Source organism: Streptomyces tailanensis, from assembly GCF_008386495.1.
GTDB classification, from domain to species: Bacteria; Actinomycetota; Actinomycetes; order Streptomycetales; family Streptomycetaceae; genus Streptomyces; species Streptomyces tailanensis.
Map to the genome: position 1 here is coordinate 30,194 of NZ_VTHJ01000040.1, position 24,563 is coordinate 54,756.

Sequence of the window (24,563 nt, forward strand, 5' to 3'; positions counted from 1 at the left end):
GCAATCGAGCGTCTTTCGGGGGGCTCTGGGCACGACTTTGGCTTTGTGTTCGAAGATTGTTCGATAGCGGGCGGTCGAGTGGGGGGCTGTGGGGCGGCCGAGTTGCAGGGGTCCGGGGTCGTCGCCGGCGTGATGGTGTGCCGGTGGTGGGGGCGCGCGGGTGCTGTCGGGCGGGTGTCGCGATCCGGGTGTGTGGCGGGGGCGCGTGGGGGTGTGTCGAGTTTGTGCTGGATCGGCCGTTTTGTATCCCGATCGGATCGTGCGTCTACGCCACTGTCAGGCCGCCGGGGCGGGCGGCAGGGCGGGTGGCCGGGAGGGCTCCCGTGCGGGCGGTGTCGAGCGCCTCGCGGATTCCGGTGGCGACGGCGGGGTGCACGGGCAGGGCGAGGTGGCCGATACCGGTGACCTGGACGTTCTGCACCATCAGGTCCGGGTGGTCGATGGCGGCGGTCTCCACCGGAGCCATCACATGGTCGAAGTCGCTCCAGAACGCCACGAAGTGCGTACGGCACCCCGGCGCCGGTCCGCGCAACTCCTGCAGCACCTCCGAACCCGGACGCATCTGCCGGACGATCGGGTGCGCGTTCGCGAGCGGTACGGCCTCGGTGCCGCCGTGCGGGGTGCCGAGCGTGACGAGCGTACGGACGCGGTGGTCGCCGCCGAGCCGCTGCACGTAGTACCGCGCTATCAGTCCGCCGAGGCTGTGCCCGACGACATCCACCCGCTCCTGACCGGTGCGCTCGCAGATGTCCTCGATGTGCCGGCCGAGCAGGTCGGCGGCGGTGCGGATGTCGCAGGTGAGGGGCGAGTAGTTGAGGGACTCGATGTGCCGGTAGCCGTGCTGGGCGAGGGAGCGGCGCAGCAGGACGAACACGGAGCGGTTGTCAATGAAACCGTGCAGCAGGACGACCGGCGGCTTGTCCTCGGTCGGGAGCCGGGGTGCGTCAGGCGGAGGGAGCGTGGGCGTGGTCCGGCGCTCCTGGATGATCCCGGACGGGTAGAGCAGCAGATGCCCGGCGAGGATCGCCAGCTCAAGGGCGGTCGCCTTGACGAGGTCCATCGAGAGCCCAGCCACCAGCCTGGCGGGCAGGAACCGCTCACAGAGCGGAACGAAAGGCGCTATCGCCCCGGTGACCTTCATGCCCGACCTCCCGTCGGCACACGGGGGGCGGCTCTGTCCCCCGTGTGCCCTCATGGAGAGCCCAGGTCGCGGGCGGCGGACGACGGACGGGTGGCGGAGGGTGGGCGGTGCTTGTGCGATGCGTGTGACTTACGGGGTCCTCCCTTGCTCCCCCGCTGTCGTTGCTCTCCGCTGTCTGTCGATGTCTGCCTGCGCCGACGAGTCCCACCACCGTGGTCTTCCGCGGACGGTGGGGTGGTACGGCGCCCCTGCGACGGCTCTCCTCGTGCGCGCCGCTCCTGCCCGTGGCACGCACGCCACGGCGGCTGAGGCGGTCGGCGCGGATGCCGCGATCGCCTCGTCCCCGCGACGCGTGAGCCGCGGAAACGGGAACGGTGCGCGGCGAACGTGTCCCACCGTGTGATTTCCCCCTCGCCGACCACCGCGAAACTGCCGGGTGCGGGATGCTGGAGATAACGTTCGTTCACTTCGCCGGTGTGTGGTGCGGGTAGCTGTTCGGTGCAGTCGTTTCATGGAGGCAGTGATGGGTGTGGCAGCCGGTCCGATCCGCGTGGTGGTGGCCAAGCCGGGGCTCGACGGCCACGATCGCGGGGCCAAGGTGATCGCGCGGGCGCTGCGTGACGCCGGTATGGAGGTCATCTACACCGGCCTCCACCAGACGCCGGAGCAGATCGTCGACACGGCGATCCAGGAGGACGCCGACGCGATCGGGCTCTCCATCCTCTCCGGCGCCCACAACACGCTCTTCGCGGCCGTCATCGCCCTCCTCAAGGAGCGCGACGCCGAGGACATCCTCGTCTTCGGCGGCGGCATCATCCCCGACGCCGACATTCCACCCCTCAAGGAGAAGGGCGTCGCCGAGATCTTCACCCCGGGCGCCACGACGGCATCCATCGTGGACTGGGTACGGGCGAACGTACGGCAGCCGGCCGAGACGTGACCCCCAGCCTTCGGCGGTTGGGGCACGGGGGAGATGGGGTGCCTGAGGTTCGTTTGTCCGCGCGGGCTGTGGGGGCTTGTCGCGCAGCTCCCCACGCCCCTAACAGCACGGCCCTGCGGGCCGCTGAAAAGCACGGGGCGCAGCCCCTGCTTTTCAGGGGCGTGGGGCTGTGTCGATGTGCGGCTCCGCCGCGTGGGCGCGACAAGTCCCCACCCACCCGCACCCGCCAACACACCGACTGGACCGAGCTCTCCCGCGGGGGTTGAAGGGGCGCAGCCCCTGGATGGGGGCACCTCCCGCTCGAGCGAAGCCGAGAGTGGGGGAGGGACGGGTAGGGGCGGCGGGGGCGAGACCAAGTCACAGGGGGGTCAGCTCTGCCTGCATGGTGGCGCGCAAGCGCAACGTGGTCGTGAGGCGCTGGAAGGCCTCGGACCAGTAGCCGCCGGCCCCGGGCGCCGCATTCTCCGGCTCCTCCGCCGCCGCAGCGAGCGGATCCAGCCGAACCGCCTCCGCAGGATCCAGGCACCGCTCGGCCAACCCCATCACCCCACTGAAGCTCCAGGGATAACTCCCCGCGTCCCGCGCGATATCGAGCGCGTCCACAACCGCCCGCCCCAACGGCGGAGCCCACGGCACCGCACACACCCCCAGCAACTGAAACGCCTCCGACAACCCATGCGTGCCGATGAACCCCGCTACCCACTCGGCCCGCTCCCCGTCATCGAGCGTCGCCAGCAGCTTGGCCCGCTCGGCCAGCGACACGGCCCCCGGCCCCCCGGCCTCGGGCGTGGACGGCGCCCCCAGCAATGCCCGCGACCACCCGGCATCACGCTGCCGCACCGCCGCCCGGCACCACGCCCCGTGCAACTCCCCCTGCCAGTCGTCCGCGACCGGCAACGCCACGATCTCCTCCGGCGTGCGCCCTCCGAACCGCCGCGACCACACTCCGAGCGGCGCCGCCTCCACCAACTGGCCCAGCCACCACGACCGTTCACCCCGCCCGGCGGGAGCCTTGGGCTGCACACCGTCGCGCTCCATGCCCGGGTCGCACTCATGCGGGGCCTCGACCACGAGCGTGGGCGTGCCGCTCGTGCGGTCGACGGCCACACACGCGGTCGCCCGCTGCGCCATTCGTGCCGCGAGCGCCGAGGAGGGCAGCGCGGACAGCAGCTCCGCCGCCGTGGCCCGCACATTCCGGCTGCGGTCCGCCAACGCGCCCTCCAGGAACGGCTCGTCCGCCGCCGCCAGCCCCGCCCGGAGGGTGTCGAGGAACATGAGCCGGTCCTCGGCCCGTTCCGCCGGCCATGTGGAGGCCAGCAACTCACGTGCGGTGGCGGGACCGTGGGCCCGCAGCGCGGTGAGCAGCGCCACCCGCTCCGCGAACAGGCCCTCCTGCCAGAGACGCCGGACCCGTTCCGGCTCGTCCGGGCCGGGCAGCGCCGCACCGCCGCCCGGCGCGGCACGCAGCGCGAAACGCCAGTCCGTGTTCAACCGGGCCAGCCACAACGCCCGCGCGCCCGCGAAGGCCAGCACGGCGGGGCGTAGATCCGTACGGCCGCGCGCCGCGTCGAGCAGCGCGGGCAGCGCCTCCGGCGGCGCCGCGTAACCGTACGCGTTCGCCAGCGCCAGCCACTGGGGCAGCAGCTCCATCAGGTCGGGCGCCGTACCCCGGCGGCCGCCACCCGTGCCGGGCCGGTCGGCCAGCAGCGTCGCCAGTCTGCGTGCCGCGGCGGGCGGCAGCGCGGGGCGCCCGTCCGCCGCCGCCGGCTCCGGCCGCACGGCCGCCCGCACGGGACGTATCCCCGCCCGGCGCCGCACCGTCTCCACCGCCGCCGCGTCCAACAGAGCCACGGGCGCCTCCCGGCCGGACCCCGGCCCCGGAGACGTACGACGATCCGTGCCGAGCAACGCCGTCGTGACGAGCTCCTCCCAGGGGAGCCCCGAGGAAGCGGCCGAAGAGGTGCCGGTCATGAGAGTTCCTTCCGTAGGGAAAGGGGACAGCGGTGAACAGGGTCGTGCGTTATGGGCGTTGGGCGGGTCGGGTGAGTCGAGTGCGGCTCCGCGCCTGCCCTCAGCACAGCGCCACCGCCTGCCCGGGCGTCCCCTCGGTGCCCTCCGCCCATGCCGTCAGCGGGGTGAAGCCCCGGTGACCGCATTCGCCGAAGACCGTGACGGGGGTGCCGCCGGAGAGGGCGACGAGGCGCCACAGGCCCGGGCGGGAGCGGGCGGACGGGGTGAGGGGGAGGGCCAGGTCGCTGTCCGCGTCGGTCAGTTGCCAGGAGTCACCGTCCGGGACCGGTATGACGCGGGCGAGGGTGACCGGGTACGAATCCAGCCAGGGGTCGTCCCGCAGGGCCTCGCCGTAGCGGGCCGCCGCCTCGGCCGGCGTCACCCCCGGCGGCCGTACGGCGGCGGGCACGGGTGCCGTGAACCGCTCGCCCAGAGCCGCCCGCAGCTGCCCCGCGCCCGGGTACGCCGACACCTCCGCCTCGAACGCCAGGCCCACCGGGAGCGACAGCTCGGGTGCGCGGCCGGCGGCCCCGTAGGAGAGGAGCAGGGCCGTACGGCCGGACTCGGCGCCGTGGAGCCAGATGCGGCGGGTGGTGAGGTGGGAGTCCGAGGTGTCGTACTGGGCGAGGGCGAGCCAGCGGTCGCGGACGGGCGGTCCGTCCGGCGAGCCGGACAGGCCGACGCGGGAGTGGACCGTCGCCGCGAGGCCGTCCGGGAGCCGCTCGCGACGCAGCCAGCCCTGGTCGAGAAGGTGGAGGAGGGCGCATTCCTCCAGCAGACGGACCGGCCAGCCCGGCCCCGATCCCGGTATGGCCCCCAACTCCCGCACCCGCGCGGCGAGTCCGGGAGCCTGCGCGTCGACCATGCGGGCCGCCGTCTCCTCCCACAGCCCGTAGCCCGCCTGCTCCGCGGCGGCGAGGCCGCCGCGGAGCAGGTCGGTCAGGCGCTGTTCGAGTTCCGTCGCGCCCGCGGTGATCCGCTCGGCGCGCCGCTCGGCACGGCGGCGCGCCGCCTCGGGGTCAGCGGACGCGGCCCCAGATGCCGCGCCCGTCCTCGTCGTCCTCTCCGCCGCACGCGCGCGGCGGCCGGACAACCACTGCTCCGCCCAGTCCGGCGCCTGCCCAGGCGGCACCGCACCGTCGTCGCCCGCCCAGAGCAGCAGCAGCCCCAGCGCGTGCTTGCACGGGAACTTGCGGCTCGGACAACTGCACTTGTACGCGGGCCCTGCCGAGTCCGCGACGTCCACGATCGTTTGATACGGCTTGCTTCCACTTCCCTTGCACAGTCCCCACACCGTCCCCTCGTCCGAAGTGCCCGCCTGCGACCACGGTCCGGCCACGGCGAGTTTGCTTCCGGCTTTGCGCGACGCTGCGTCAGGCGCCATTGCCAGCACCTGCTCAGCCGTCCAGCGCACCCCCTGCTGAGTCATGTTCTGAAGGTAGATCCCACCACTGACAATTGGCTTGCGCCAGCCTATTTCCGCAGGTCAGACTGGATTGTCAGTGGCTTGGTGCAGTCTGGAGACCAGATCCGAACCGGCCGAGCTGGAGGGGGACTCAGCCATGCCTGCGTCTGTTGAAACGACCACTGTCGACCCGAGCCACAACCAGTCCGCGCCCGCGAACGCGCACACGCCCGCGAGGGCGGAGGAGGGAGCGGGGGAGCCGGCCGGCGGCGAGGCGCTGCGGCCGCATGCCGAGCAGGCCTTCGCAGCCGAACTCGCCGCGTTGGCCGCACAGGACGACCGGACCCGTCCGGCCCGTTGGAAGATGTCGCCGTGGGCCGTCGCCACCTATCTGCTCGGCGGCACCCTGCCGGACGGCACGATCATCACACCCAAGTACGTGGGTCCGCGACGCATTATCGAGGTCGCCGTCACCACCCTCGCCACCGATCGCGCCCTGCTCCTGCTAGGCGTCCCCGGCACCGCCAAGACCTGGGTGTCGGAGCACCTGGCGGCCGCCGTCAGCGGTGACTCGACACTGCTCGTCCAGGGCACGGCCGGCACCCCGGAGGAGGCGATCCGCTACGGCTGGAACTACGCGCGGCTGCTCGCCCACGGCCCGAGCCGCGACGCCCTCGTGCCCAGCCCCGTGATGCGGGCCATGGCGGAGGGCATGACGGCCCGCGTCGAGGAGCTGACCCGCATCCCGGCCGATGTGCAGGACACGCTGATCACGATCCTGTCCGAGAAGACGCTGCCGATCCCGGAGTTGGGACAGGAGGTGCAGGCCGTCCGCGGTTTCAATCTCATCGCCACGGCCAACGACCGCGACCGCGGCGTCAACGACCTGTCGAGCGCCCTGCGCCGCCGTTTCAACACGGTGGTGCTGCCGCTGCCGGAGAGCGCCGACGCCGAGGTCGACATTGTCTCGCGCCGCGTCGACCAGATCGGCCGCTCCCTCGATCTGCCGACCACACCGGACGGCATCGACGAGATCCGCCGCGTCGTCACCGTCTTCCGCGAGCTGCGCGACGGCGTCACGACGGACGGCCGTACGAAGCTGAAGTCGCCCAGCGGCACGCTGTCGACGGCCGAGGCGATCTCCGTCGTCACCAACGGGCTCGCCCTCGCCGCCCACTTCGGCGACGGCGTCCTGCGGCCTTCCGACGTCGCCGCCGGCATCCTCGGCGCCGTCGTCCGAGACTCGGCCGCCGACCGCGTCATCTGGCAGGAGTATCTGGAGGCCGTCGTCCGCGAGCGCGACGGCTGGACGGACTTCTACCGCGCCTGCCGCGAGGTGAGCGCATGACCGGACACGACGAGCATCAGGAGGGGGCGCGGTCGCCCGGCGGCGGGCCGCTGCTGCTCGGTGTGCGGCATCACGGGCCGGGGTCGGCGCGGGCGGTGCGGGCCGCGCTGGAGGCGGCCCGGCCGCGGGTTGTGCTGATCGAGGGGCCACCGGAGGCGGACGTCCTGATTCCGCTGGCCGCCGACGAGGACATGCGGCCCCCGGTCGCCCTCCTCGCCCACGCGGTGGACGAGCCCGGCCGCTCGGCGTTCTGGCCCTTCGCCGAGTTCTCCCCGGAGTGGGTGGCCATCCGCTGGGCCCTGCGCCACGGCGTCCCGGCCCGCTTCATCGACCTTCCGGCGACGCACACGCTGGCCTGGGGCAAGGAGGAGGCCGAGGCAACCGAGCCGGAGGGGGCGGCTGAGGAGCCGGCCGAGGGTGAGGCGGTTCGGGTCGATCCGCTGGGCGCGCTCGCCGAAGCCGCCGGTCATGACGATCCCGAGCGCTGGTGGGAGGACGTGATCGAGCACCGGGGGACGGGCGGGGACGTCTTCGCGCCGTTCACCGTGCTGGAGGAGGCCATGGGGGCGCTGCGGGAGGTGTACGGGGACGGAGGGCGTGACCGCGATCCCGTGCGCGAGGCGTACATGCGGTTGCAGGTACGGGCCGCGCAGAAGGAGTTCGGGAACGACGAGGTGGCCGTCGTGTGCGGGGCCTGGCATGTGCCCGCGCTGCGGGAGAAGCGGACCGTGGCCGCCGACCGGGCGCTGCTGAAGGGGCTGCCCAAGGTCAAGGCCGACATGACCTGGGTGCCGTGGACGCACCGGCGGCTGGCCCGGGCCGGCGGCTACGGGGCGGGGATCGACTCGCCGGGCTGGTACGGGCATCTGTTCGGTGCGCCCGACCGCCCCGTCGAGCGGTGGCTGACCAAGGTGGCCGGGCTGCTGCGCGAGGAGGACCGGATCGTCTCCTCCGCGCACGTCATCGAGGCGGTACGGCTCGCCGAGACGCTGGCCGCGATGCGCGGGCGCCCGCTGCCGGGCCTCACCGAGACCACCGACGCCGTACGGGCGGTGATGTGCGAGGGCTCGGACGTGCCGCTGTCGCTGGTGCACGACCGGCTGGTGGTCGGCGATGTGCTGGGCGAGGTGCCCGCGTCGGCGCCGGCGGTGCCGTTGCAACGGGACCTCACGCGGTCGCAGCGGAGGTTGCGGCTCAAGCCGGAGGCCCTGGAGCGGGAGTTGGAGCTCGACCTGCGCAAGGAGAACGACGCCGGGCGCAGCCGACTCCTGCACCGGTTGGGGCTGCTCGGCATCGCGTGGGGCGAGCCCGCCGCCTCGCGCGGCAGTACGGGGACGTTCCGGGAAACCTGGCGGCTGCGCTGGGAGCCCGAGCTGTCGGTGCGGGTCGCCGAGGCCGGGGTGTGGGGGACCACCGTGCTCTCGGCGGCGACCGCGAAGGCCGAGGCGGACGCCCTGTCGGCCCAGCCGCTCGCCGAGATCACCGGACTCGCCGAGCGCTGCCTCCTCGCCGAACTCCCGGACGCCCTGCCGGTGGTGATGCGGGTCCTCGCCGACCGCGCCGCCCTCGACGCCGACGTCGGCCACCTCGCCCAGGCGCTCCCGGCCCTGGTCCGCTCCCTCCGCTACGGCGACGTCCGCGCCACCGACACCCGGGCGTTGGCCGAGGTCGCGGCCGGGCTCGCCGAGCGCGTCTTCGTCGGCCTTCCACCCGCGTGCGCCGCCCTCGACGCGGACGCGGCCCAGGAGATGCGCCGCCATGTGGACGCGGTGCACGGCGCGGTGGGGCTGCTGGGCGACGCCGTCGCGGTGGAGCGGGACGGGGAGATACGGGGCGGCATCCGGGCCCGCTGGCACTCCGTGCTCCATGTCCTGTCGCGGCGGGACACCGTGCCGGGGGTCATTCGGGGGCGGGCCGTGCGACTGCTGCTGGACGACGGGGAGTTGGCGCAGGACGAGGCCGCCCGGCTCATGGGGCTCGTGCTCTCGCCGGGTACGGCGCCGGCCGATGCGGCGGCGTGGATCGAGGGGTTCGTCGGGGGCGGCTCCGGCGGCGGAATGCTGCTGGTGCACGACGAGCGGCTGCTCGGGCTGGTGGACGCCTGGCTGACCGGGGTGCCGGGGGACGCGTTCACCGACGTACTGCCGTTGCTGCGGCGCACGTTCTCGGCGTACGAGCCGGGGGTGCGCCGGACCCTCGGCGAACTGGTGCGCCGGGGACCGGGAACAGCGGGAAGCGGTGGCGCGGTCGGCTCGGGCATACCGGGCTTCGCCGACGAGCTGGACGCCGAGCGCGCGGACGCCGTACTGCCGGTGCTGCGGCTGCTGCTCGGCCTTGAGGACGACCAGGACGACCAGGAAGACGCCGACGACAACGACCTTGGGGGGGTGGCGGGATGACGACCGAGGGACTGAGGGAGCCGAGGCAGGCCGCCGAAGCGGTGGAGGCCAAGGACGGGCGCGGGCGCGGCCACGGGCGCCGCTCGGACGACGGCCGGACGACGACCGTGCCGGTGATCCCGCTCTGGGACCGGCCTCGTACGGGGGTGCGCGGATGACGACGGGGACAACCGGGGCGAACGCGAACGTGACCGCGGGCGACGAGCGGCTCAGGCGCTGGCGGCTCGTGCTGGGCGGGGATTCGGCGGACGGGACGGGGCGTGCCCTGAGTGGGCAGGACGCGGCGATGGACCAGGCGTTGACCGCGCTGTACGGGAAGGGGGACAAACCGCAGACGGGGCGGGAGCGTTCAGCGGGGCTCGGGGCGTCGGCGCCGTCGGTGGCGCGCTGGCTCGGGGATATCCGGACGTACTTCCCCTCCTCCGTCGTCCAGGTCATGCAGCGGGACGCCATCGACCGGCTGGGCCTGTCCACGCTGCTGCTGGAGCCGGAGATGCTGGAGGCGGTGGAGGCCGACGTCCACCTCGTCGGCACGCTGCTGTCGCTCAACAAGGCCATGCCGGAGACGACCAAGGAGACCGCGCGTGCCGTCGTGCGCAAGGTCGTCGAGGACCTGGAGAAGCGGCTCGCCACCCGCACCCGGGCCACCCTCACCGGCGCCCTCGACCGCAGCGCCCGTATCAGCCGGCCGCGGCACCACGACATCGACTGGAACCGCACGATCTCGGCCAACCTCAAGAACTACCTGCCGGAGTACCGGACGGTGGTGCCCGAGCGGCTGATCGGGTACGGGCGGGCCTCGCGGTCGGTGAAGAAGGACGTCGTCCTCTGCATCGACCAGTCGGGGTCGATGGCGGCGTCCGTCGTCTACGCGTCCGTGTTCGGGGCGGTGCTGGCGTCCATGCGGTCCATCAGCACCCGGCTGGTCGTCTTCGACACGGCCGTCGTCGACCTCACCGACCAGCTCGACGACCCGGTCGACGTCCTCTTCGGCACCCAGCTCGGCGGTGGTACGGACATCAACAGGGCGCTCGCGTACTGCCAGTCGCAGATCACCCGGCCCGCGGACACGGTGGTCGTGCTGATCAGCGACCTCTACGAGGGCGGGATACGGGACGAGATGCTGAAGCGGGTGGCGGCGATGAAGGCGTCGGGGGTGCAGTTCGTGACGCTGCTCGCGCTCTCCGACGAGGGGACGCCCGCGTACGACCGCGAGCACGCGGCGGCGCTCGCGGCCCTCGGCGCACCGGCGTTCGCCTGCACGCCCGATCTCTTCCCCGAGGTGATGGCGGCGGCGATCGAGAAACGGCCATTGCCGATACCGGACAGTGTCTGAACCGTCAGCGCCTGACCGTCAGCGCCCGGCCGTGCGGGTGGACGGCAGTTGACGGCTGTGAACAGGACCGTCGCGGAGTCGAGAACCGGACAAGGGGGGTTGAAAAGCGGACATGGCAACGCATCGGTGACGGAGGGCTTGCGCGACCGCGGGCGTCCCGTGCGAGGATCGACAACACTTCACAGCCTTCACACGGGCGTTCGCATCTCGCGCAACTTCGCCCCGTACTCCGTCGTTCCGCCGCACGGAAGGACCCGCCCCGCTTTGTCCTCAGCAGCCACGCCGCTCGGTGCCGGTGCCGCTCCGCGCGTGATACGCGGGGCCGCCGGGCGCCGGGTGTTGCAAGTGGTGCTGCTGGTGGGTGGGTTGTTCGTGCTGGGGCTTCTCTGCGGGGAGCGGGCGAGCGCGGCGGAGGGGACTGCGACCTCACCGCTCGCCTCGATCACCAGCGAGGTCCAGGAGATCGGCGGTTCGGCGGCCTCCGTCGAGAATGCGCCCGACGGCGCGCCCGGCACTTCACGCGACACCTCGCCCGATCCCGCACCCCGGCCCACGGCCGCCGTCTCGGACACCGTCACCGACGCCGCCGGCCCGGCGGGCCGCGCGGTGCCGCCGGTCGGCGTACACGTCGTCGAGCCGGTCACGCGGCACGTCGTCGAGCCGGCCGCCGAACAGGTCGTGCGGCCGGTCACCCACGGCCTCGTGCGGCCGGTCAGCGAGCAGGTCGTGCGGCCGGTCACTGACGACGTCGTACAGCCCGTCACCGAAGACCTTGTACAGCCCGTCACCGAGGGCCTTGTGCGGCCGGTCACCGAGGGTCTCGTGCAGCCCGTCGCCGAAGGGGTCGTGCGGCCGATCGGTGATGTGGTGGAGTCGGTGACCGAGGGGCTGGTCGGGGTGCCGTCGCAGTTTCCGCCGGTGGCCGAGTTGCCGTCGCTGCCTGGTGTCCCGGGGCTTCCGGAACTGCCCGGGCTGCCGGTGTGGCCCGCGTTGCCGGGGGAGACTCTGCCGGCCGACGTGACGCCGCAGTTGCCGGGCGGGGCCGAGTCCGAGCGACCGGGCGCGATCGTGGACGGCGACCGTGAGCGGGCGGCCGGCCCGGAGCCCGTCGTCCACGGGCCGCATGTCGGCGCCGTCGGCGATGCGGTGGCCGTGCCGGTGGCTCACCGGGCCGCCGATGCCGGGGACGCGCGAGTCGCGCGGACGCCCGTACAGCAGGGCCCCGACGGACTTCCGACAGGCGCGCTCGGCGGGCACTCCGCGGTCGACAACGGCGGGCCGCGCCACGCCGAGCCGCACGCCGTCACCTCTCTTCACCAGGCGCCGCTGAGCCTCGTGCCCGGCGCCACCGCGGCCGACGCCGCGCACGGGACCCGGGACCGCCACCGGGACATCCCCGAGTTCCCCGGCTAGGGCAGACCTTCACCCCCGCCTGACCTGTCGCGCGGAGGCGGAACAGGTCTGCCCGCCGTCCGGGCATCCCCTCCACTTCCCCGGAGTCCCGGACGACAGCCCTCGTCGCCCCGTTCGCCCAGGACCTCACCGGCACGGTCGGCGACACCGTCGGCCCGCTGGCCGCGAACGCGGTCACCGGCGTAGCGGGCGTCGCCGATTCCGTCACCCCGGGCTACGTCTCGCGTGCCATCTGACCGCCGCAGGACGCAAACAGGGCGCGTAACCACGACTTGACCCTCCGCCGGTCGAAATCCGGACGGCCGAAACCCGTCGGTCATGTCCGGGCGGACGCCGGTGGATGGTGGCGGGTGGTCCCCATTGGGGAGGAGATCACCCGCCGGGGGCCCTTCACAGCCATTGGAGGGCCTTGGAGGAGCCTCACCGGGCGCACCCCCGCCCGGTGAGGCTCCGCACTCGCGGCACGCCGTGCCAGTGAGCGCGGCATCATGTGACAGGTATCACCGCTCAGGTGTGACCCGCGATTTAGGGGCCTCCCTAAAGCAGCGATAACCTGCGAGACGGACATGCCGCGCGCTCGGACACCGTGTGCGCATCCCTTGTGACACAGCGGACACATGCGGTCGTCACGTTGCCCTCGCGGCACGCCCACGCATCCAACGAACCGCGAGATCACTGATAGGGACGGAAGCGCGTGGACCTGTTCGAGTACCAGGCGAGGGACCTCTTCGCCAAGCACGATGTACCGGTGCTGGCCGGTGAAGTCATCGACACGCCTGAGGCGGCGCGCGAGATCACCGAGCGTCTGGGCGGCAAGTCCGTCGTCAAGGCGCAGGTGAAGGTCGGTGGTCGAGGCAAGGCCGGCGGCGTCAAGCTCGCCGCCACCCCGGACGAGGCCGTCGCCCGCGCGACGGACATCCTCGGCATGGACATCAAGGGCCACACGGTCCACAAGGTGATGATCGCCGAGACCGCTCCGGAAATCGTCGAGGAGTACTACGTCTCCTTCCTTCTCGACCGCACCAACCGCACCTTCCTCTCCATCGCCTCCGTCGAGGGCGGCGTGGAGATCGAGGAGGTGGCGGCCACCCGCCCCGAGGCCGTCGCAAAGACCCCGATCGACGCCAACGAGGGTGTGACCCCCGAGGTCGCGCGCGGCATCGTCGAGGCCGCCAACTTCCCGGCCGAGGTCGCCGACAAGGTCGCCGACATCCTCGTCACCCTGTGGAAGACCTTCGTCGCCGAGGACGCGCTCCTCGTCGAGGTCAACCCGCTGGCGAAGGTCGCCTCCGGTGACGTCATCGCCCTCGACGGCAAGGTCTCCCTGGACGAGAACGCCGAGTTCCGTCAGCCGGAGCACGAGGCGCTCGTCGACCACGCGTCGGCGAACCCCCTCGAGGCCGCGGCCAAGGAGAAGAACCTCAACTACGTCAAGCTCGACGGTGAGGTCGGCATCATCGGCAACGGCGCGGGTCTCGTCATGAGCACCCTGGACGTCGTCGCGTACGCCGGTGAGGCGCACGGTGGCGTCAAGCCCGCCAACTTCCTCGACATCGGCGGTGGCGCCTCCGCCGCCGTCATGGCGAACGGCCTGGAGATCATCCTCGGCGACCCGGACGTCAAGTCCGTGTTCGTCAACGTCTTCGGTGGCATCACCGCCTGTGACGAGGTCGCCAACGGCATCGTGCAGGCGCTGCAGCTGCTCGCGGACCGCGGTGAGGAAGTCACCAAGCCGCTGGTCGTCCGTCTGGACGGCAACAACGCCGAGCTGGGTCGCAAGATCCTCTCCGACGCCAACCACCCGCTGGTGCAGCGCGTGGACACCATGGACGGCGCGGCCGACAAGGCCGCCGAGCTCGCGGCTGCGAAGTAAGGAAGAGGGACACAGACAGCCATGGCTATCTTCCTCAACAAGGACAGCAAGGTCATCGTCCAGGGCATGACCGGTGCCACGGGCATGAAGCACACCAAGCTCATGCTGGCCGACGGCACGAACATCGTCGGTGGCGTGAACCCGCGCAAGGCGGGCACGAGCGTCGACGTCGACGGCACCGAGATCCCGGTCTTCGGCACCGTCGACGAGGCGATCGAGAAGACGGGTGCGAACGTGTCCGTCCTCTTCGTGCCGCCGGCCTTCGCCAAGGCCGCCGTCGTCGAGGCGATCGACGCGGAGATTCCGCTGGCCGTCGTCATCACCGAGGGCATCGCGGTCCACGACTCCGCCGCGTTCTACGCGTACGCGGTCGAGAAGGGCAACAAGACCCGCATCATCGGTCCGAACTGCCCGGGTCTGATCACCCCCGGTCAGTCGAACGCCGGCATCATCCCCGGTGACATCACCAAGCCGGGCCGTATCGGTCTCGTCTCGAAGTCCGGCACGCTGACGTACCAGATGATGTACGAGCTCCGTGACATCGGCTTCTCGTCGGCCGTCGGTATCGGTGGCGACCCGGTCATCGGTACGACGCACATCGACGCGCTCGCCGCGTTCGAGGCCGACCCCGACACCGACCTCATCGTGATGATCGGTGAGATCGGTGGCGACGCGGAGGAGCGGGCCGCCGATTTCATCAAGGCGAACGTGAAGAAGCCGGTCGTCGGCTACGTCGCGGGCTTCACCGCGCCCGAGGGCAAGACCATGGGTCACGCCGGTGCCATCGTGTCCGGGTCCTCCGGTACGGCCGCCGCGAAGAAGGAGGCCCTCGAGGCCGCCGGTGTCAAGGTCGGCAAGACGCCGACCGAGACGGCGAAGCTGGCGCGCGAGATCCTGGGCGGCTGAGGTCTTCTGGCCAGCCTCTGCTTCGGCTGAACGTCGGACGGGCCCGTACCCCTTTGGGGTGCGGGCCCGCCGGCGTTTGTGGGTACCCGGCATTTGGGGCTGGGCGGGGGATGGGTGCGTTGCCAGGCGCTACGAGGTGCCGCTGCGCCGACCCTCCCCCACTCTCGACTTCGCTCGAGCGGGAGGTACCCCCATCGCCCCAGCGGCACGATTGCCCGCAGCTACGACGGGCTCAGTTGGGTTCTGGGTGTAGGCGTTCTGGGCCTGCTGTTGACTCTGATCTGAGTTTTGCGCGGAGTTCCAGTTCGGACTCGGAGAGAGGGCCGGGGGCTGTTCTCGGTGGTACTCCGCGGATGGGGGTGCCTTGGGGGATCGGGGGTTCGTAGTGGTCGGGGGCGGTGTGGAGGGTCAGGGCGGTGGTGGTGAGGAGGAGGGTGGTGAAGGCGATGGCGGCGTGGATCCAGCGGCGGGCGCGGAGGTCGGCCCGGGCGCGGAGCGCGATCGGTTTGGTGGGGCGGGGGCGGATTCCGGCGGGGAGTTCGGCCAGCAGGCGGTGCAGCGTGTCGGGCGCGACCGGTTCCGGGAGGTGGGCGGCCACCGTCGCGCGGGCGTACATGAGGCGGCCCGCCGTGGCGGCCGTGCTCGCCTCCGTCTCAGCGGCTGTTTCGGGCAGGTCGAGGCCGAGACCGTCGTAGAGGACGAGGGTGCGCCGGTACGGGGGCGGCAGTTTCATCAGTACGTCGAGCAGGGCGCGGCCGGTGGGGTCGTCCGGCTGTGGCTCCAGGTGGCGGAAGGAGAGGGGGATGCGGGGGCGTAGTCGGTGCCAGGGGGAGAGGGCGTACTCGTGTGCCGTCGCCCGCACCCACCCGGCCGGGTCGCGGTCGACGGCCACCTCCGGCCAGCGCTGCCAGGCGAGTTGGAAGGCGCGTTCCACCGCGTCGCGGGCCTGTTGGCGCCGCCCGGTGAGCAGGTAGGTCTGCTGTACGAGGGTGGGGGCGCAGTACGCGTAGAGCGCGTCGAAGGCCTGGGCGGGCGTCAAGGGCGGGGGCGCCAGGTCGGGAACGTCGGCGTCGGCGTCCGTGCGGAGGGGCTGCTGGTACCACTCGGACTGCTCGCCGGGGGCCCCGGTCACCGGTTCGCCTCGCGTGTCGCTGACCCTCGTACGAAAAAACACATAAGCACATATTGGGCGACACGTGCGTGAATCCATCGTTACGCCGGTAAAGCGCGTGTCGTTGGGAGCATGGCCGCGTGACGCACGCGACCGACCCAAAAGACCAAAAACGTCCAAAAAGTGCGGCCGACGGCAACGGCCCGAACGATCCGACCGCCGTGCCGGACCACCCCGCTGACCGCGGTTGGCCGACGCCGCGCCGGCAGTCCAAGCTGGCCGCCGGGCTGCTCGGCGGGCTGCTGGCGGCGGGGCTCGGGCTCGGGGCGTTCGCCGCGCTCGTGACGGTGTTGTGGATCAGTTCGCCGTACCCGGACAGCGGGCCGGGCGGGGCGCTGCACGTGGCGGCGGCGCTGTGGCTGCTGTCCCACGGCGTGGAGCTGATCCGCACGGACACGCTCTCGGGCGATCCCGCCCCCGTGGGCCTCGTCCCCTTGCTGCTGGTCGCCCTGCCGACGGTCCTGCTGTACCGCTCGGCCTGCGATCACGCGAACGCCGGGTTCGGGACGAGGGCCCGTATGACATGGGTCGGTCTCGTCATCGGCTACACGGCCGTCGGTGTCGCCGTCACGCTGTACGCCTCGGGTGGGGCGCTGCGGCCCTCGTGGCTGTGGGCCCCCGTCTGCGTACCGTTGCTGGCGGCGCTCGCGGCGGGCACGGGGATGTGGACGGCGCGCGGGCGCCCCCAACTGCGCCTGCCCGCCTCTCTGGGCGGCGCCCCGGAGACAGAGTGGCGACGGCGGCTCACGTCCGCCGCCGGACGCGCCGCCGGGGCGGGCGTGCTGGTGCTGGTCGGCGGCGGTGCCCTGCTCGTGGCGGTGTCCCTGGTGTGGCACGGCGACACCGCCCGCGGCTCCTTCCTCCAGCTCACCGAGGGGTGGTCGGGCCGTTTCGCCGTACTGCTGCTGTGTGTGGCCCTGGTGCCGAACGCGGCGGTGTGGGGAGCGGCCTACGCGCTCGGCCCGGGGTTCGTCCTGGGCGCCGGGCATGCCGTCGGGCCCTTGGTCACGGCGGCTCCGGCCGCCACCATGCTGCCGCCGTTGCCGTTGCTCGCCGCGGTGCCGGGGGGCGCGCTCACGCCGCTGACCTGGGGGGTGGGGGCGGTGCCCCTGGCCGCGGGGGTGACGGTGGGCTGCTTCACGGCGGCCCGGGCTGCCGTGGAGCCGGGCGCCCCCTGGTCCGCCCGGCGCACCACCGCCGCGACCCTCCTCGCCGCCGCCCTCTGCGCCCTGGCCTTCGCCTTCCTCACCCTCCTCGCCGCCGGCCCCCTCGGCCTCGCCGCCCTCGCCCACGTCGGCCCCCTCTGGTGGCAGACGGGCGGCGCGGCCGGGGCCTGGATGGCTGCGGTGGCGCCGCCGGTGGCCCTCGCGGCCCGCTGGTGGCACGTACGGCAACGGAAGGGGTCGGCGACGGGGTCGGCGACGGCGCCGCAGAAGCCGCGAGGAGAGGGGAAGGCGACGACGGGGGGCGTGTTCCGGGGAGGGCGGGAGGCCACGAAGGGTGGGATGTTCCGGCGCAGGAAGGGGGCGACGGGGCCGGAAACGGACAGGGCGGAGAGGACAGACATGGCGGATAGGGGAAGGTGGTTCCGAGGGTTCCGGCGGAAGCCGGGAGTGGCGTCGGCCGGGACGCTCCAAGACAAGCGGGAAGCGGCTGCGTTCAGCTCCGGCATTCATCAGGGCGAGCCGGGAGCGGCCGGACTCAGTGCCGGGGTTCACCAGGGTGAGTCAGGGGTGGCGGTAGCTGGCTCGGGGGTTCTTCAGGGTGGGGCGGGAGCGGCGGCGGGGCTCAGCTCCGTCGCTCACCAGGCAGAGTCGGGCGCTGTGACACCTGGGGCCCTTCCGCATGAGCCGGGAGCGGCGGTGCCGGGCTCCCTTCCATGCGAGCGGGAGGCGTCGACGGGGCTGGGCGTGGCCGCTTCGCGTGAGGTCTTCACCGACCTGCCGTACACAACCGACCCGCCGTACACAGCTGAGGCCCGCGCGGACCAGCCCTTCACGGCCGGGCTCTTCGTGGGCCCGTCCTCCCTGGCCGGATCTCCGCCGCCGTCAGCCCCCGCCTCCGAGCCGACCTCGGGAACCCGACCCGGGCCCGGACTCGGAGCCGGACCCGGACCCGGCGTCGGACACGCCATCGACCCACAGGAAGCGACCGGCGAGGCCTCCTGACCCTGCCCCTACAGCTCCCGCATCCTTCCCCCTCGCACCGTCCCGTGACGGTCCCGCCGCTGGTGCACCCATGGCGCACCGGCGGCGCCGGGCGGCGCCCCGGTGCCGTACGCACCGACGACGGCGCCCCGTTGACGTACAGGCGAACGCGTCCCCTCCCGCAGACCCCTCAGCGAGCGTTGCCCAGCAGTTCCCGTACCGGTCCCTCGGGCAGGAGTTCCTTGCAGGACTTCTCCGACGCTGTGGTGAGGGCGTCGTTGACGCAGGTGTAGTAGTCCCGGTAGACGAACTGGGTCGTGAAGGTGGCGGCGACCATGGCGAGGGCGAGGGACGAGGTCACCAGGCCGCTGATGGCCGCGGTCTTCTGGGGGCGCCCGCTCGGCTCGGCGGGGGCCGCCGGCCGGGTCGGGTCCGGGGCGGCGGGCTTGGCGCGCAGGGCGCTGATGGCCCAGTACATGGCCAGGGAGCCGAGCAGCAGGGCCATGTACGGCCAGGCGAAGAGGGCGAAGAAGAAGGCCCACATGCCGGAGAGCAGCGCGTACCGCGCACGCCGCTGGGCGGGGTCCGTCGGGTCCCAGCGCAGCCCGGTGCCCGGCCCGCCCTCGGGGCCCTGGCCGGGACCGCCCGGCCTGCCCTGCCCACCCGGGCGCTCGCCGAAGTGCCCGCCGGTCGAGCGGCCGGGCTGCCGGTCGCTCCACTGACTGCCCCACGGCGCATGACCACCGCCACCAGGACCGTGACCGTGACCTCCGCCGTCGGAGTCCTGCCCGTCCGCGGGCCGGCGCGGCTGCCAGGGCCGGTCGGGCGTGCCCTCGGGCGGCGGCGCGAACGGGTTGTCGTCGGAGGAACCCGCCCCCGGACCCCGCCCACCCGCGGAGCCCTGGCCCCGTCCGGGCTCCCCGGACTGCTCGGGCTGTCCGGCGGCGTCCTCGCTCTCGCGCGGAGGCGTGGGAGAGGAGCTCCGCTCACGCAGCAGGAGCGAAGGAAGGCGGAGGCTGCGATCCGGCATCAGGAGTGCGTCTTCCCCATTGGTGAGATCGGTGAGTACGAGAACAAGGCGAGCAAGGTGACCAACACGGCGGTGGATACGTATACGGCGGTGAAATCTGCTGCTACGGCATGAGCTGTCACTTCGTGAACGCCCCACACACCGACCGCGTTCCCGAGCCCGCTCCTCGCAGACGCTACCTTCCGGCCACGCCCCCGTCCCACGGGGGCCGCCCGGTGTGCCGGTATCGTTGCTGACGGTCGGCCGCTTCGTAGACTTCCCCGTATACCGGGACGCGAAGCATTCGTATGAATGCACATACGGGTCGCCCGCGCATCACCGCACCGCTCCCCCGAGAAAGGGCCCCACCGTGGCCGCCAAGCCCGTGGCCAAGCGCCTCGTCGTGCTGGTATCCGGATCCGGCACCAACCTCCAGGCGCTGCTGGATGCCATCGCGACGACCGGCGTCGAGGCCTACGGCGCCGAGATCGTGGCCGTCGGGGCCGATCGCGGCGGCATCGAAGGCCTCGCCCGGGCCGAGCGCGCCGGGATGCCGACGTTCGTCCGCCGCGTCAAGGACTACGGGACGCGCGAGGAGTGGGACGCCGCCCTCACCGAGGCCGTCGCCGCGTACGAGCCCGATCTCGTCGTGTCCGCCGGGTTCATGAAGATCCTCGGCAAGGAGTTCCTCGCGCGTTTCGGCGGGCGGATCGTGAACACGCACCCCGCCCTGCTGCCCAGTTTTCCCGGAGCCCACGGTGTGCGGGACGCGCTCGCGTACGGCGCCAGGGTCACCGGCTGCACCGTCCACTTCGTCGACGACGGCGTCGACACCGGACCGATCATCGCCCAGGGCGTGGTGGAGGTCCGGGACGAGGACGACGAGAGCGCTCTGCACGAGCGCATCAAGGAAGTCGAGCGAAGGCTGCTCGTCGATGTCGTGGGGCGGCTCGCCCGCAACGGCTATCGCATTGAGGGACGAAAGGTAGTTATCCAGTGACCGCCGACAGCACTGTCACGGCCGAGAGCGGCAAGCGGGGCATCCGTCGCGCGCTTGTCAGCGTCTACGACAAGACGGGCCTCGAAGACCTCGCGCGCGGCCTGAACGAGGCGGGCGTCGAACTCGTCTCCACCGGCTCCACCGCCGCGAAGATCGCCGCCGCCGGTGTCCCCGTCACCAAGGTCGAGGAGCTCACCGGCTTCCCCGAGTGCCTGGACGGCCGGGTCAAGACCCTGCACCCGCGCGTGCACGCCGGCATCCTCGCCGACCTGCGGCTCGAGGACCACCGGCGGCAGCTCGCGGAGCTGGGCGTGGAGCCGTTCGACCTCGTCGTCGTGAACCTCTACCCGTTCCAGGAGACCGTCGCCTCGGGCGCCACGCCCGACGAGTGTGTCGAGCAGATCGACATCGGCGGTCCGTCGATGGTCCGCGCCGCCGCCAAGAACCACCCCTCGGTCGCCGTCGTCACCAGCCCCGCCCGGTACGGCGACGTCCTCGCCGCCGTGCGCGACGGCGGTTTCGACCTCGCCACCCGCAAACGGCTCGCCGCCGAGGCATTCCGGCACACGGCCGAGTACGACGTGGCGGTCGCCGGCTGGTTCCTCGGCGAGTACGCCGGTGACGGCGAGGAGTTCCCGAACTTCATCGGCGTGACGTACGAGCGCAAGCAGATCCTGCGCTACGGCGAGAACCCGCACCAGCCCGCCGCCCTCTACACAGGCGGCTGCGGTGGCCTTGCCGGTGCCGAGCAGCTGCACGGCAAGGAGATGTCGTACAACAACTACACGGACACGGACGCCGCCCGCCGTGCCGCGTACGACCACGCCGAGCCGGCCGTCGCGATCATCAAGCACGCCAACCCGTGCGGTATCGCGATCGGTGCCGATGTCGCCGAGGCGCACCGCAAGGCGCACGCCTGTGACCCGCTGTCGGCGTTCGGCGGGGTCATCGCCGTCAACCGGCCGGTCAGCAAGGAGATGGCGGAGCAGGTCGCCGAGATCTTCACCGAGGTCATCGTCGCGCCCGACTACGAGGAGGGCGCCCTCGAAGCGCTCGCCAAGAAGAAGAACATCCGTGTGCTGCGCTGCCCCGAGGCGCCGGAGCCGGCCGCGGAGTTCCGCCCGATCGACGGCGGCGGACTGGCCCAGGTGACGGACGTCTTCCAGGCCGAGGGCGACGACCCCGCCAACTGGACCCTGGCAACGGGTGAGGCGCTGTCCGAGCCGGAGCTCGCCGAGTTGGCCTTCGCCTGGCGGGCCTGCCGCGCCGTCAAGTCCAACGCGATCCTCCTCGCCAAGGACGGGGCCTCGGTCGGCGTCGGCATGGGGCAGGTCAACCGCGTCGACTCCTGCAAGCTCGCCGTGGAGCGGGCCGGTGAGGAGCGTGCGCGGGGCTCGTACGTCGCCTCGGACGCCTTCTTCCCGTTCCCGGACAACATCGACGTCCTGGGCGCCGCCGGCGTCAAGGCCATCGTGCAGCCGGGCGGGTCCGTCCGCGACGAACTCGTCGTCGAGGCCGCGCAGAAGGCGGGCATCACGATGTACTTCACGGGCACGCGGCACTTCTTCCACTGAGCCGCACACCCACTGCGGGGCCCGCCGGTGGTCACCGACCGGCGGGCCCTCGCCGTATCGGGCCCTACGTCGACCTGCGCAGCGCCGCCCAGGTGTTGACGCCGACGTCGCCGTCGACCGTAAGCCCCTTGTCGCTCTGGAACAGCCGGACCGCGGACTCCGTGTCCGGGCCGAACTCGCCGTCCACGCCCGAGCCGCCGACGCTGTAGCCGCGCTTGGTGAGCATGCACTGCACCTGGAGGACGCGCTCTCCCTTGTCGCCGCGGTCCGTGAGCTCCGTGCCGGAGTAGTGATTGCACTGGGAGAGCCACGCCGGGGTCGCGGGTTTCGTCGCGGTCTTCGTGGGCGTGGGGGTGGCGGTCGTGGCGTTGTCGCCCTCGTCGCCGCCCGAGGATCCTCCGGACGTGGGGGTGGCGGCGCGGGTGGGTGTGGGTGCCGTCGCGTCCGTGGGATCGGCGGACGGGGTTCCCTTGTCCTTCTTCTTCCCCTTCTCCTTTTCCTGGCTGGTGGATGGGGAGGCCGAGGCCGAGGAACCGGGCAGCGGGGAGGCCGCCTCGCCGTCGGGGGCCGTGGTCGTGGAGGCCGTCGGTGCGGCGGAGGCCGAGTCGTCGTCGCCCGCCGGACGCGTGACGAAGTAGGCGCTCGCGGCGACGGCACAGACCGCCAACGCGGCCACGACGGCGAAGTACGGCTTCTTCCGCCGCGGCTTGGCCGACGTGGACACGGACGTGACCGCCGAACCGGATGCAGAAGCGGATGCCGACGCGGCCGCGGGACCCTGCGCGCCCGGCCCCGGCGGCGGCCCGTACGCCCCGGCAGACGCCGGCGCCCCATAGGCACCCGGCGGAGTGTGTGCCCCCTGCGGGCCCGCCGGAGCCGGCGCTCCCTGCGCCCCCGCCGGTGCGGGCGCCCCGTACGCCCCGGCCGGTGTCTGTTCCCCATACCCGCCGGACGGCGGTGTGGCCGTCCCGTACGCCTCCGGTGGTGTGGCCGTCCCGTACGCCTCCGGTGGTGTGGCCGTCCCGTACGCCCCCGGTGGTGTGGCCGGCCCGAAGCCCGGGGTCGGGGCGGGGGCCTTGACGCGTTCGGTGGGGGCGCGGAAGTGGCCGGTCTGGCGGGCGGTGGCGTGGGTGAGGAGGTCGCAGGACCGGCGGCGGGCCAATAGGCGGGAGTTGAGCGGGTCGGGCCAGGGCAGGCCGGGGCCGTGGGTGCGGGCGGCGGCCGTGGCGGACTCGACGAGGTGGCCCGGAGCGGGCCGTCCGGCGGGGTCCTTGGCGAGGCAGGCGGAGAGCAGGGCGGCCAACCCCGGATCGGCGGCCGTGAGTTCGGCCATGACCTCCGGCTTGGGCTCCTCGAACGCGACCCGGTGCATGACGTCCACGCCGGTACCGTCGCCGAAGGGGGCGTGCCCGGCGACGGCGTACACCAGTGTCCCGGCGAGTGAGAAGACGTCCGAGGCGGAGTCGCAGCGGCCGTCCCGCAGGTACTCGGGCGACATGTACGCGGGCGTGCCGACCCGGCTGCCGGTCGTGGTGATCGCGCTGCTGTCCACGGCCTGCGAGATGCCGAAGTCGATGACGTGGACGCCGTCGGCGGACAGCAGCACGTTGGACGGCTTGAGATCGCGGTGCACGACCCCGGCGGCGGCCAGCGCGGTGAGGGCGCGTCCCAGTTCGCCCACCAGCCGCCAGGCCCCGGCGGGCGGCAGTGTGCCGCACTCGCGGACCGCGTCGGCGAGGTTGAGACCGGGCAGGTACTGCGTGGCCATCCACAGCAGTCCGTCCTCGTCCTGGTTCTCGAAGCCGGTGCCCAGCAGTCGCGGCGCGTACGGCGTGCGGACCCGCTCGTGCACCCCGGCCTCGCGCTGGAAACGGCGGCGGAACTCGGTGTCCTCGGCGTACTCCGGGCGGATCACCTTCACCGCGGCGAGCCCCGGCCCTCCCCCACTCTCGGCTGCGCTCGAGCGGGAGGTACCCCCACCGGCGGGCAGCGCCAGATAGACCCGGCCCATGCCGCCGCTGCCGAGCAGCCCCAGCGGTACGTACGGTCCGAGGCGTCCCGGGTCCGACGGCTTCAGCGGGGTCGCGCCCGTTTGCTCCAGTGCGGCGTCACCGGACGCCGGGGAGTACGGAGGCGGCTCGGGCCGCTGGTCTGACATGGTTCCCCCGAGTTGGTGTTCTCTCTGATCGTGCGCTGCCGCAACGGTCTTATGGGCAACGTGAGTTGACGAGAGACTACCGTGCGGGCGCCGGACGGCCCGCCGGTACGGGACCGGCGGGCCGTGAAGGTTCGGCGTACGCCGGGGTCCTCCTTGCCGAGGGCCCGGGTGGGACGGCCTACTTGCAGGTGCGGCCCTTGTAGGTCGCGAGCTTCCAGGCGCCGTCCTCGTAGAACGCGTACTGGCCGTTGGGGGCGCGCCGCACGCGGAAGTCGTAGGCCGCGCCGTCGTACCGGAGGTAGAGGGTCTTCTTGGGGCCCGTGCTGCCCGAGTCGAACCTCAGCTTGTTGTCCGCCTTGTCGAACGTCTTGGGCCCGACCATGCCGTCGCGCGAAAGCTTCCAGCGCTTCTGCAGGTTCTTGGTGGCGAAGGTGGTGTTGGAGCCGAAGATGCCGTCGACGTCCCCGTTGTCGAACTTGGTGCCGTTCTTCTCGGTGGCGCCCTCGGCCCAGAGGATCCTCTGCCACAGGCAGCTGACGTTGGTCTTCGCGTACTTGGTGGCCGACACGGTGCCCTCGCCGCCCCAGTCGTTCCCCTGGGTGCCGGAGCCGGTCATGAAGCCCTGGGCGGCCGTGGCCGAGGCGGGCGAGACGCCCAGGATCAGGGCGCCCGAGGCGGCGGCGCCCACGGCGGCGGTGGCCAGGCGGGCACGAGTCGTGCGGAAATTCATGGT

Annotated in this window: 18 protein-coding genes; 11 read left to right on the forward strand and 7 right to left on the reverse strand. The window is 72.6% G+C overall.

The features are described from left to right. Positions 1-265 precede the first annotated feature (265 nt). Positions 266-1,141 carry an esterase/lipase family protein gene (locus F3T56_RS28495; protein ID WP_149828246.1) on the reverse strand — a complete coding sequence of 292 codons (876 nt, stop codon included), beginning with the start codon at positions 1,139-1,141 and terminating at the stop codon, positions 266-268. 523 nt (positions 1,142-1,664) lie between these two features. Here F3T56_RS28495 and icmB point away from each other — a divergent pair. Further along, on the forward strand, positions 1,665-2,081 hold the full coding sequence (gene icmB / locus F3T56_RS28500) for a coenzyme B12-dependent isobutyryl CoA mutase small subunit (RefSeq protein ID WP_149828247.1): 417 nt from the start codon (positions 1,665-1,667) through the stop codon (positions 2,079-2,081). Between the two features lie 357 nt (positions 2,082-2,438). Here the strand turns inward: icmB and F3T56_RS28505 are convergent, their stop codons facing one another. Further along, positions 2,439-4,052 carry a DUF5691 domain-containing protein gene (locus F3T56_RS28505; protein ID WP_149828248.1) on the reverse strand — a complete coding sequence of 538 codons (1,614 nt, stop codon included), beginning with the start codon at positions 4,050-4,052 and terminating at the stop codon, positions 2,439-2,441. 100 nt (positions 4,053-4,152) lie between these two features. Continuing rightward, a complete protein-coding gene (locus tag F3T56_RS28510; RefSeq protein ID WP_149828249.1) occupies positions 4,153-5,520 on the reverse strand; it encodes an SWIM zinc finger family protein in 1,368 nt (455 codons plus the stop codon). Positions 5,521-5,653: 133 nt separating this feature from the next. On the opposite strand from F3T56_RS28510, the gene F3T56_RS28515 reads away from it, so the two are divergent. The 7 genes from F3T56_RS28515 (at position 5,654) to sucD (ending at position 14,771) form a co-directional block, all read left to right on the forward strand. Beyond that, complete coding sequence (locus tag F3T56_RS28515; RefSeq protein WP_149828250.1) at positions 5,654-6,844, forward strand: ATP-binding protein; 1,191 nt, start codon at positions 5,654-5,656, stop codon at positions 6,842-6,844. Further along, the gene (locus tag F3T56_RS28520) at positions 6,841-9,243 is read left to right on the forward strand and encodes a DUF5682 family protein (RefSeq protein WP_149828251.1); all 2,403 of its coding nucleotides are present in this window, start codon (positions 6,841-6,843) and stop codon (positions 9,241-9,243) included. Before F3T56_RS28515 ends, F3T56_RS28520 begins: the two co-directional genes overlap by 4 nt. After that, positions 9,240-9,401: a hypothetical protein gene (locus F3T56_RS46435; protein WP_172639179.1), complete on the forward strand. Its 162-nt coding sequence runs from the start codon at positions 9,240-9,242 to the stop codon at positions 9,399-9,401. Before F3T56_RS28520 ends, F3T56_RS46435 begins: the two co-directional genes overlap by 4 nt. Continuing rightward, positions 9,398-10,579 (forward strand): vWA domain-containing protein, encoded by a 1,182-nt coding sequence (locus F3T56_RS28525; RefSeq protein ID WP_149828252.1) that lies wholly within the window; start codon positions 9,398-9,400, stop codon positions 10,577-10,579. Before F3T56_RS46435 ends, F3T56_RS28525 begins: the two co-directional genes overlap by 4 nt. Positions 10,580-10,843: 264 nt before the next feature. Then, positions 10,844-11,992, forward strand: a complete 1,149-nt coding sequence (locus F3T56_RS28530; protein WP_149828253.1) for a hypothetical protein — start codon at positions 10,844-10,846, stop codon at positions 11,990-11,992. 694 nt (positions 11,993-12,686) lie between these two features. Then, on the forward strand, positions 12,687-13,865 hold the full coding sequence (gene sucC, locus F3T56_RS28535; protein WP_149828254.1) for an ADP-forming succinate--CoA ligase subunit beta: 1,179 nt from the start codon (positions 12,687-12,689) through the stop codon (positions 13,863-13,865). Positions 13,866-13,886: 21 nt separating this feature from the next. Then, positions 13,887-14,771, forward strand: a complete 885-nt coding sequence (sucD, locus tag F3T56_RS28540) for a succinate--CoA ligase subunit alpha (RefSeq protein ID WP_149828255.1) — start codon at positions 13,887-13,889, stop codon at positions 14,769-14,771. A gap of 232 nt (positions 14,772-15,003) precedes the next feature. Here the strand turns inward: sucD and F3T56_RS28545 are convergent, their stop codons facing one another. Continuing rightward, entirely contained in the window at positions 15,004-15,981 is a 978-nt protein-coding gene (locus F3T56_RS28545) for a SigE family RNA polymerase sigma factor (protein ID WP_425473637.1), read from the reverse strand. 122 nt (positions 15,982-16,103) lie between these two features. On the opposite strand from F3T56_RS28545, the gene F3T56_RS49805 reads away from it, so the two are divergent. After that, positions 16,104-18,110 carry a cell division protein PerM gene (locus tag F3T56_RS49805; RefSeq protein WP_425473640.1) on the forward strand — a complete coding sequence of 669 codons (2,007 nt, stop codon included), beginning with the start codon at positions 16,104-16,106 and terminating at the stop codon, positions 18,108-18,110. Positions 18,111-18,279: 169 nt separating this feature from the next. Here the strand turns inward: F3T56_RS49805 and F3T56_RS28560 are convergent, their stop codons facing one another. Then, positions 18,280-19,119, reverse strand: a complete 840-nt coding sequence (locus F3T56_RS28560; RefSeq protein ID WP_149828257.1) for a hypothetical protein — start codon at positions 19,117-19,119, stop codon at positions 18,280-18,282. Positions 19,120-19,468: 349 nt separating this feature from the next. On the opposite strand from F3T56_RS28560, the gene purN reads away from it, so the two are divergent. Continuing rightward, positions 19,469-20,098 carry a phosphoribosylglycinamide formyltransferase gene (gene purN / locus F3T56_RS28565; RefSeq protein ID WP_149828258.1) on the forward strand — a complete coding sequence of 210 codons (630 nt, stop codon included), beginning with the start codon at positions 19,469-19,471 and terminating at the stop codon, positions 20,096-20,098. Further along, positions 20,095-21,672, forward strand: coding sequence for a bifunctional phosphoribosylaminoimidazolecarboxamide formyltransferase/IMP cyclohydrolase (gene purH / locus F3T56_RS28570; protein ID WP_149828259.1), 1,578 nt, complete (start codon positions 20,095-20,097; stop codon positions 21,670-21,672). Before purN ends, purH begins: the two co-directional genes overlap by 4 nt. Before the next feature lie 64 nt (positions 21,673-21,736). On the opposite strand, the gene F3T56_RS28575 is transcribed toward purH, so the two are convergent. Both F3T56_RS28575 and F3T56_RS28580 read right to left on the reverse strand, forming a co-directional pair. After that, positions 21,737-23,830 carry a serine/threonine-protein kinase gene (locus F3T56_RS28575; protein WP_149828260.1) on the reverse strand — a complete coding sequence of 698 codons (2,094 nt, stop codon included), beginning with the start codon at positions 23,828-23,830 and terminating at the stop codon, positions 21,737-21,739. 178 nt (positions 23,831-24,008) lie between these two features. Then, positions 24,009-24,560 carry a peptidoglycan-binding domain-containing protein gene (locus F3T56_RS28580; RefSeq protein ID WP_149828261.1) on the reverse strand — a complete coding sequence of 184 codons (552 nt, stop codon included), beginning with the start codon at positions 24,558-24,560 and terminating at the stop codon, positions 24,009-24,011. Positions 24,561-24,563: the final 3 nt, after the last annotated feature.

What these genes read in the sequence shown, in the direction of transcription:
- F3T56_RS28495 (WP_149828246.1), bottom strand. Translation starts at nt 1,141, where the DNA reads ATGAAGGTCACCGGGGCGATAGCGCCTTTCGTTCCGCTCTGTGAGCGG.
- icmB (WP_149828247.1), top strand. Translation starts at nt 1,665, where the DNA reads ATGGGTGTGGCAGCCGGTCCGATCCGCGTGGTGGTGGCCAAGCCGGGG.
- F3T56_RS28505 (WP_149828248.1), bottom strand. Translation starts at nt 4,052, where the DNA reads ATGACCGGCACCTCTTCGGCCGCTTCCTCGGGGCTCCCCTGGGAGGAG.
- F3T56_RS28510 (WP_149828249.1), bottom strand. Translation starts at nt 5,520, where the DNA reads ATGACTCAGCAGGGGGTGCGCTGGACGGCTGAGCAGGTGCTGGCAATG.
- F3T56_RS28515 (WP_149828250.1), top strand. Translation starts at nt 5,654, where the DNA reads ATGCCTGCGTCTGTTGAAACGACCACTGTCGACCCGAGCCACAACCAG.
- F3T56_RS28520 (WP_149828251.1), top strand. Translation starts at nt 6,841, where the DNA reads ATGACCGGACACGACGAGCATCAGGAGGGGGCGCGGTCGCCCGGCGGC.
- F3T56_RS46435 (WP_172639179.1), top strand. Translation starts at nt 9,240, where the DNA reads ATGACGACCGAGGGACTGAGGGAGCCGAGGCAGGCCGCCGAAGCGGTG.
- F3T56_RS28525 (WP_149828252.1), top strand. Translation starts at nt 9,398, where the DNA reads ATGACGACGGGGACAACCGGGGCGAACGCGAACGTGACCGCGGGCGAC.
- sucD (WP_149828255.1), top strand. Translation starts at nt 13,887, where the DNA reads ATGGCTATCTTCCTCAACAAGGACAGCAAGGTCATCGTCCAGGGCATG.
- F3T56_RS28545 (WP_425473637.1), bottom strand. Translation starts at nt 15,981, where the DNA reads ATGGATTCACGCACGTGTCGCCCAATATGTGCTTATGTGTTTTTTCGT.
- F3T56_RS28560 (WP_149828257.1), bottom strand. Translation starts at nt 19,119, where the DNA reads ATGCCGGATCGCAGCCTCCGCCTTCCTTCGCTCCTGCTGCGTGAGCGG.
- F3T56_RS28575 (WP_149828260.1), bottom strand. Translation starts at nt 23,830, where the DNA reads ATGTCAGACCAGCGGCCCGAGCCGCCTCCGTACTCCCCGGCGTCCGGT.
- F3T56_RS28580 (WP_149828261.1), bottom strand. Translation starts at nt 24,560, where the DNA reads ATGAATTTCCGCACGACTCGTGCCCGCCTGGCCACCGCCGCCGTGGGC.